Below are 1,545 nucleotides of genomic sequence, written 5' to 3'. Positions count from 1 at the left end.
CGCCGCGGCCGAGCCGCCCGGCCCGCCCGCCGCAGCCGTGCCGCCCGCCGCGCCCGAGCGGCCTGCCGCAGTCGAGCCGGAGGAGGCGGGGGAGCAGGCCGAGATGATCGGCCCGTACCGGCCGGTGCAGCTGATCGGCTCCGGCGGGATGGGGCAGGTGTTCCGCGCCCGCGACCCGCGCGGCGGCACGTTCGCCGTCAAGACCCTGCACCCGCACCTGGTCGACGCCGCCGACTCGCGCGCCCGGCTGCGCCGCGAGGTCGAGACGATGGGCCGCGTCACCAGCCCCCGCGTCGCCGAGATCGTCGAGTTCGACGTCGACGCCCGCGTCCCCTACATCGTCACCCGCTACGTCGAGGGGCGGCCGCTGCTGGACGAGGTCCGCACCGGCGGCGCGATCACCGGCGCCGCGCTGTGGCGGATCGCCGTCGGCACCGCCGAGGCCCTCGAAGCGGTGCACCGCGCGGGGGTCGTGCACCGCGACATCAAGCCCGGCAACGTGCTGCTGGAGGCCGGCGAGCCGGTCGTGATCGACTTCGGCATCTCGCAGGGCGTCGACGACACCCGCCTCACCCACACCGGCGGCGGCCGGTCCGGCACCTGGCGGTACCTCGCGCCCGAGCTGCTGGAGGGCGCCGACGCGGGCCCCGCCGCGGACGTGTTCGCGTGGGCCGCGACCGTCGCGTTCGCGGCGACCGGCGTCGACCTGTACGACGCGCCGAACGACGCGGCGGTCTGCGTCCGGATCATCCGCGGCGACCACGACCTGAGCGGCGTCCCCGACGAGCTGCGCCCGCTGCTGGCCGACGCGCTCGCCGCCGACCCGTCCGCCCGCCCGTCCGCGGAGGCGCTGGTGAAGCGGCTGCGGGCGCTGCGCCCCGACTCCGCCGGGCTGCGGGTGTCCAGCGGCAGCGGCCCCGCCGTCTCCACCGGCGGCCGTATGCCGGACGGGCGGCCCCGCCCCCTCGCGCCGATCGGCCCGTACCGCCCGCTGCAGCGGCTCGGCCGCGGCGGCATGGGCGACGTCTTCCTCGCCCGCGCCGACGACGGCCGGATGGTCGCGATCAAGACGCTGCACCCGTTCCTGCCCGCCGAGTTCCAGGCGAAGGACCGGCTGAGCCGCGAGGTCGAGGCGATGCGCCGGATCCGCAGCCGCAACGTCGTCGAGCTCGTCGACCACGACGTGGACGGCGACCCGCCGTACATCGTCACCCGCTACGTCGAGGGCACCTCGCTGCTGGAGACGGTCAAGGGCCGCGGCCCGCTGCCCCGCGACGGGCTGCTGCGGCTGGCGGGCGGCCTCGCCAACGCGCTCGCCGCCGTCCACGAGGCCGAGAGCGTCCACCGCGACGTCAACCCGGGCAACGTGATGCTGGTGTCCGGCGACCCGATCCTGATCGACTTCGGGATCGCCTACCTCTCCGGGGCGTCGCGGCTGACCCAGGGGCCGGTCGGCACGCCCGGCTACGTCTCGCCGGAGGTGCTGGAGGGCAAGCCCGCCGGCCCGCCCACCGACGTGTTCGGCTGGGCCGCGACGATCGCCTA

The 1,545-nt window shown here is 76.9% G+C and carries 1 protein-coding gene; it reads left to right on the top strand.

Going from position 1 to position 1,545, the window contains the following annotated elements:
- On the top strand, positions 1-1,545 hold a 1,545-nt coding region (locus F9B16_RS53400; protein WP_151547258.1), incomplete at both ends, for a serine/threonine-protein kinase.

This window comes from Actinomadura montaniterrae (assembly GCF_008923365.1).
GTDB lineage: Bacteria > Actinomycetota > Actinomycetes > Streptosporangiales > Streptosporangiaceae > Spirillospora > Spirillospora montaniterrae.
This window is presented reverse-complemented; position numbering and strand designations above follow the sequence as displayed.